6 protein-coding genes are annotated in these 6,352 nt (G+C 62.1%); 3 read left to right on the top strand and 3 right to left on the bottom strand.

The window, feature by feature from the left end; translation table 11 throughout:
* Positions 1-1,036: MHYT domain-containing protein (locus EN990_RS24405; RefSeq protein WP_245469205.1), on the bottom strand; the 1,036-nt coding region annotated here is incomplete at its 3' end.
* Between the two features lie 412 nt (positions 1,037-1,448).
* Positions 1,449-2,291 (bottom strand): hypothetical protein, encoded by an 843-nt coding sequence (locus EN990_RS24400; protein ID WP_127384645.1) that lies wholly within the window; start codon positions 2,289-2,291, stop codon positions 1,449-1,451.
* A gap of 441 nt (positions 2,292-2,732) precedes the next feature.
* Between EN990_RS24400 and EN990_RS24395 the strand changes: the two genes are divergently transcribed.
* Positions 2,733-3,956, top strand: coding sequence for an argininosuccinate synthase (locus EN990_RS24395; protein WP_127370076.1), 1,224 nt, complete (start codon positions 2,733-2,735; stop codon positions 3,954-3,956).
* 5 nt (positions 3,957-3,961) lie between these two features.
* On the top strand, positions 3,962-4,483 hold the full coding sequence (locus EN990_RS24390) for a hypothetical protein (protein ID WP_127370077.1): 522 nt from the start codon (positions 3,962-3,964) through the stop codon (positions 4,481-4,483).
* Between the two features lie 72 nt (positions 4,484-4,555).
* Here EN990_RS24390 and EN990_RS24385 read toward each other — a convergent pair whose 3' ends face one another.
* Positions 4,556-5,353, bottom strand: coding sequence for a lytic transglycosylase domain-containing protein (locus EN990_RS24385; protein WP_024504026.1), 798 nt, complete (start codon positions 5,351-5,353; stop codon positions 4,556-4,558).
* 141 nt (positions 5,354-5,494) lie between these two features.
* Between EN990_RS24385 and EN990_RS24380 the strand changes: the two genes are divergently transcribed.
* A partial coding sequence (locus EN990_RS24380) for an FAD-dependent oxidoreductase (RefSeq protein WP_245469204.1) occupies positions 5,495-6,352 on the top strand: 858 nt, incomplete at its 3' end.

Raw genomic sequence — 6,352 nt, 5'->3', positions numbered from 1 at the left:
TCTGATCCTTGAAGCGCTTGATGGCGGCGAACTCGTCACCGCCGAGCCGTGCGACGAACTCGCCCTCGCCGGTGAGTTTCGCCAGCCTGCGGGCAACGATCTTGAGAGCCTGGTCGCCGGCCGCGTGTCCCCTGAGGTCGTTGATCTCCTTGAAGCGGTCGAGATCGATGACGATGACCGCCGCCATCGTGTCCTCGCCCTCGCATGCCCGGTCGATCTCATGGTCGAGGCGGTCGTTGAAGGAGACCCGGTTGGGAAGGCCGGTAAGGGCGTCGTTGAGGGCGAGATGCTGAAGCCGCTCGAAACTCTCCAGTCGGCCACGCTCATCGATCAGGTAGCTGGCGAAGCCGGTGGCCGCGACGATCAGGCCGACCACGGCGACGGCGACCGCCATTGCCACCAGAATATCGGGATTGGTGCCTGTGCTGATGAAGGACAGCGGCGTCACCGCCACCGCGGCCATAGCCGTGAAATGCAGGCCGACGATCGCCAGCACCAGCAGCCCGATGGCGAGATAATGCGACCAGCCGTATGGCCGGCGTACGGCATGGCCGACGGCCAGGGCGGAGAACACCGCCGAGATGACCAGTGAGGCCACGACATAGGAGCCGTCCCATTCGACAATGCCGGCAACGTGATAGGCCATCATACCGGTGTAGTGCATGGCCGAGATCGCCAGGCCGACGACGACGCCGCCCCATTCCGGGGCCAGCCGCCGGCTCTTGCCGGATGCGAGGGTGAAGCCCAGCCCGGTGCCGACGATGGCGATGACCAGGGACGCCATGGTCAGGACCGGATCGAAGGTGATCGGCGCGCCGGGCTGGTAGGCCAGCATGGCGATGAAATGGGTGCACCAGATCGACGAGCCGGCGGCGACCGCGGTCAGGAACAGCCAGCCCTTCATCTGCACGCCGGTGGTTTTCCTCGAACGGTCGAAGAGGCCGATCGTCACCCAACAGCCGGTGACGCACATCAGCGCCGCCAGGAGGACAAGCCACAGATTATGCTCCGTGGCGATGCATGATATAACGCGCATCGAGAGTCGCCCAAGCCCGAGGAGCCCGCGATGTGCGAGCAAAAGCTGCTCCGGCATCGACATGCGAACCAGGACAACTCTGTCCTGCTTGCTTAGCGTGGCCGCATGAAAACTTGATTAAATCCGCCAGTCGAATGCATCCTATGATTGTAGCAGGTTGTTTCCCAGAGCATGGCCCCGAAAAGCGGGCCGGCTTCTCGGACAACCGATTTTTTCGTTTATCCAGACATCATGCCCGCCGCCTGCCTCACGCTGGATCGGCAGTCTGGCACGCAGATCAGCGTGCCGCACAGCGCGCCGGCCTTGAGCGCATCGATCATCGTCGGCGCATCTCGCGCAAACCCCGGCGCGAGGCCGGGGCTGTTGGTACCAAGACAGGCGATGATGCCGGAAGCGGGACGTAGGACCCAGCTTAGCCCCCGAAACTTCTCACCGCGTTGGGTCGCATGGTGTCCATGGTCGCCCCATTGCGATCCTCGTCAAGCAGCGAGTTGCTGCCGAAGCTGGCGCGCACGCCGATCAGGACTTCGTGGCTTGAATAACCCGTTTCGGAGACCGTGGTCCGCTCGAACTGATAGCGCCCAAACAGCGACCACGGTGTATCGTCGAAGCGGTATGTGGCCTGAACGGCGGCGTCAAACATGTCCTCGTTGGAGCCCACGAGCGTTCTGTGGAAATCGAGTTCGGCATCCAGGCGAAAGTTCTTCTGGACGAAATAACGCGCGACGCCGCGGACACCCCATTGGTCGAAACGTTCGATATCGAAATGTTCGGAATCGAAGGTGAACTGGCCATAATAGGCTTGGCCGTAAAGGGTCAAATTGCCGAGATAGACCTGGGCTTCCGGCCCCACCTGATAGTCGTACACACTTACGTCGCGAAGGAAATTGGAGCCATAGGATTTGTAGGCAGCGAAAACGCCAGCCGCAAAACTGTCGGGATCGCGATAATAGCCATGGATCGCGGCGCCGGTGCCATCCAGGTGAAAGTCGTCCTGCCAGATGCGATCGTAAGTGAGGTCGCCTTGCAGGTTCCAGCGCCCGGCAAACGGAATGTTGACGCGACCTGCACCACCGCCGCCCCGGACCGTGTCGTCGTTGCCGTCGGGAAACCTTAGTCCGCCAAGGTAAAGTTCGCCGTAGCCGGAGATATGCGGCGTGACCATCGTTTCTTCTGCGATCGGCTGCAAGATGTCGGCCGCGTAGGCAGACGTCGCCACGACCAATGACGCGACGACAATAGGAAAACGCTGCATGTGACCCCCGAATATTCCGAATATACTGACGCAGCTAACACGCGGAAGGCACCAGAAGTAAAAAGAAATGGACGCGACCGCTCGACTTGCCCGATTGCAGCCGAGGTGCAGCATTTTTGCAACGAAAGCTTGTCTTCGACCACTAAAATCAAGTGCTGCCGCATCTTCGCACGTCTGAAAGCGCGCGGCGCTGTAACGCCAGCGCTCCGAGCCGGGTTGACGGCGAAGTTCTCAGAGGACTGAAAAGAGATAAATCGGAACCCACGCGATCAGCCAAGCCACAACAGCGAAAGCTCGTCACCCGCGTTCGTCACCCCTGCCGTGCGCCGTTCATCTCTTGCGCAAGGCCGTTCATCTCTTGCGCAAGGCCGTTCATCTCTTGCGCAAGCCGGAAACCCCGTGATACTCGCGCGCCAAGAACTCCTGTCGCGGAACCGCCAAATGTCCAAAACCAAAGACATCAAGAAAGTCGTGCTCTCCTATTCCGGCGGTCTCGACACATCCATCATCCTGAAATGGCTGCAGACCGAGTTCGGCGCCGAGGTCATCACCTTCACCGCCGATCTCGGTCAGGGTGAAGAGCTGGAACCGGCGCGCCGCAAGGCCGAGATGATGGGCATCAAGGACATCCGTATCGTCGATGTGCGCGAGGAATTCGTCGCCGACTTCGTCTTCCCGATGTTCCGCGCCAACACCGTCTATGAAGGCACCTATCTGCTCGGCACCTCGATCGCCCGGCCGCTGATCTCCAAGCATCTGGTCGATATAGCGCGGGAAACCGGCGCCGATGCGATCGCGCATGGCGCCACCGGCAAGGGCAACGATCAGGTTCGCTTCGAGCTCTCGGCTTACGCACTGAACCCCGACATCAAGGTCATCGCGCCGTGGCGCGACTGGACGTTCAAGTCGCGTACCGACCTGATGAATTTCGCCGAGCAGCACCAGATCTCGGTGCCGAAGGACAAGAAGGGCGATGCACCGTTCTCGGTCGACGCCAACCTCTTGCATTCGTCCTCCGAGGGCAAGGTGCTGGAAGACCCGTGGGTGGAGCCGCCGGAATTCGTTCATCAGCGCACCGTTTCGCCGATGGACGCGCCGGACAAGGTCACCGAGATCGAGATCGAGTTCCTGAAGGGCGATCCGATCGCGCTGAACGGCAAGAAATTGTCGCCGGCAACCATGCTGGCGACACTCAACGATCTTGGCCGCGACAATGGCATCGGCCGGCTCGACCTGGTCGAGAACCGCTTCGTCGGCATGAAGTCGCGCGGCGTCTACGAAACGCCAGGCGGCACCATCCTGATCGCCGCCCACCGGGCCATCGAATCGATCACGCTCGACCGAGGTGCGGCCCACCTCAAGGACGAGTTCATGCCGCGTTACGCCGAGCTGATCTATAACGGCTTCTGGTTTGCGCCCGAACGGCTGATGCTGCAGGCGATGATCGACAAGAGCCAGGAAGACGTCGAGGGCACGGTGCGGCTCAAGCTCTACAAGGGCAACGTCATGGTCACCGGCCGCAAGTCGAAGAAGACGCTTTACTCCGATGCGCTGGTCACTTTCGAGGACGACCGTGGCGCCTATGACCAGAAGGACGCCGCCGGCTTCATCCGCCTCAATGCACTGCGGCTGAGAACGCTGGCAGCGCGCAACCGCGCCAAGTAGGGCGGATGCGCGGTTTCGGTCGCTGCCTGGCGCCGCTGGTTGTTCTGGCGACGCCGGCCGTCGGCCAGGAGTTCGACCCCGCCTCTCTTGACCTTCCCGCGCTGATCGAGTGCAGGGCGGACGTTCCGACTTACAACGACTTTGCCCTGTGGCTGTCCAGCGCACCGGGTGCCGTTGAAACGCTTGGCTGGAAGGAGGTTGCCTCCGGCAATCCGTTTCTCAGCCAATACGAACTGCCGGCCAAAATCCGCGTGTTCAACCGCGAGACAGGATCGATCGTGTTTACCGCTGCGGGGCCGATGGCCGTGCTCGACGGCGTTGCCGCGCCGGAGCTTGCAAAAGAACTCGACGTCATGGCCGTGTTTTCCACGCCGCAAAAATTCCTTGGCGAAAAGGTCGTTGTCCAAAGCACCGAAGAGTCGGAAGGATTGACCTTCTCCACGGACGTCAAGCTCAACGTCTCGACCGTCGAGTCCCATCCCGGCAAGACCCTGGCCGGCTGCTCCTACACGCTCGAAATCAAATAAAAACCCGGCATTCACGCCGGGTTTTCGATCAAGTCAAAAATGGCCGGGGCCTCCTGCCCGGTGCATGGTCCGTCAATCGCCGTCGATCGCCGTGGCAATACGAGCGATGGCCTGCTGATAGACGCTCGCGGAATTCCAGCCGGCAATCGCGCCCATATTCGCACTCGCGCTCGCGCCTGCCCGCCAGCCATGGCCCTTGAGGAAGTTGGCGGTGGAAGCCAGCGCCGTGCCCTTGTCGCGCAGGTTTCCGCCGCCGACGCCATATTTCAGGACGTTTCCTGGCAGGAACTGCGTGTGTCCGATCTCGCCATGCGCGGCCCCGACCGACGAGGCTGTCAGCGCCCCGCGATCGACCAGCTTCAGGGCGGCGATCGCATGCGGGTAGAAGAACCCCGGGCGGCGGCAATCATAGGCAAGCGTCAAAATCGCAGAGACGGTGTTCTGGTTGCCCATGGCCGAACCGAAGCCGGTTTCCATACCCCAGATGGCCAGCAACACGCCCGGCGACACGCCGTAATTCGCTTCGATCTTGGAGAACAGCGCCGCATTCGACTTTTTCAGCGACCGGCCCTTGGAGATAATCGCCGCGCCGCCGCGCCGCCGCATGAAATCGTCCACCGAGCCGCTGAAGGCCTTGTGAATGCCGCGGTCGACGGAGATCGTCTTTGTCGCGTAGTTCGCCCCGGCCAGAGCGGCCAGCCCCTTGGCGCCCACACCTTCCGACCTGGCCTGCGCGGCAAAGTCCTGCTTCCAGGCCTCGAAGCCGGCGCCGGTCTTGCCGCAGCTGGCCGCTGCCTGTGCGCCCGTCGCCAGCGCAAGCACCGCCATCGCGGCCGCTGCAAACATCTTTCCCTTGGCAAGAATTGCCATGTTGATCTCCTGGTTGCCTGAATCACGTCCCAATTGCGAACTTGCCAGCGAAACGCGCACTTGTCACTGTCACCGCTGCAATGCTGGCGAATGCCGTGGAATTTGCCTAGGATCAAGTGATTATTGTGGCAAGGGGGCTGCATGCAAGACGTTGATGTCGTCATCATCGGCGCCGGCTCGGCGGGTCTTGCCGCTGCCAAAACCCTGCAGGCGGCGGGGCTTTCCTTCACGCTGCTCGAAGCGATGGACAGAATCGGCGGGCGAGCCTGGACCAGCGACCAGCATTTCGGCGTGCCTTTCGACATCGGCTGCGCCTGGCTGCATGCCGCCGACCGCAATCCCTATTTTCCCGAAGCGCAAGTGGCAGGCTGGACGTTGCATCATCACGACATGAATGTCGATCATCTCTACTACCGCGAGCGCAAGGCGAGCGAAGCGGAAGAAGCCGACATGAAGGCCGCCGACGCCAAGCTGTTCGAACTGCTGGCCAGGCATGAAGTGAAGGACGGAGATGACGATCGTCTTTCGGCGCTGTTGGCAAAAGGCCATGCGCCGCGCGCCGCCGCCACCTTCGCCGGGCCGATGGATTTCGGCGCCGACGAGGACGAAATCTCGATCCTGGACTTCCAGGCCGCCGCCGATCTCGACCCGAACTACTTCAGCAAGGAGGGCCTTGGCGCGCTGGTGGCGCGTTTCGGCGCCGGCGTGCCGGTCGAACTGTCGACGCCGGTACGCAAGATCCTGTGGGACGTGCCCGGCGTCGCCTGCGTCACCGATCGCGGCACCGTCCGCGCCAAAGCGGTGATCGTGACCGCTTCGCCGGCGGTGCTCGCCTTCGAGGAGATCGCGTTCTCGCCGGCCCTGCCCGACACCCATTTTGGCGCCTTCTTCGACCTGCCGATGGGCATGCTGACCAAATTGCCGGTCGAAATATCGGGCACAAGGCTCGGGCTGCAGCCTTTCGACGACCTGCTGATCGAACGGATGGCCAGGCACGAC

This window comes from Mesorhizobium sp. M7A.F.Ca.US.005.03.1.1, from assembly GCF_003997975.1.
GTDB classification, from domain to species: Bacteria; Pseudomonadota; Alphaproteobacteria; order Rhizobiales; family Rhizobiaceae; genus Mesorhizobium; species Mesorhizobium ciceri.
The sequence above is the reverse complement of the archived record's forward strand: the minus strand, read 5'-3'. Positions and strand labels throughout refer to the sequence as shown.

Bases quoted from the DNA above. Each gene is read 5' to 3' on its own strand.
- EN990_RS24390 (WP_127370077.1), top strand. From the start codon at position 3,962: ATGCGCGGTTTCGGTCGCTGCCTGGCGCCGCTGGTTGTTCTGGCGACG.
- EN990_RS24395 (WP_127370076.1), top strand. From the start codon at position 2,733: ATGTCCAAAACCAAAGACATCAAGAAAGTCGTGCTCTCCTATTCCGGC.
- EN990_RS24385 (WP_024504026.1), bottom strand. From the start codon at position 5,353: ATGGCAATTCTTGCCAAGGGAAAGATGTTTGCAGCGGCCGCGATGGCG.
- EN990_RS24400 (WP_127384645.1), bottom strand. From the start codon at position 2,291: ATGCAGCGTTTTCCTATTGTCGTCGCGTCATTGGTCGTGGCGACGTCT.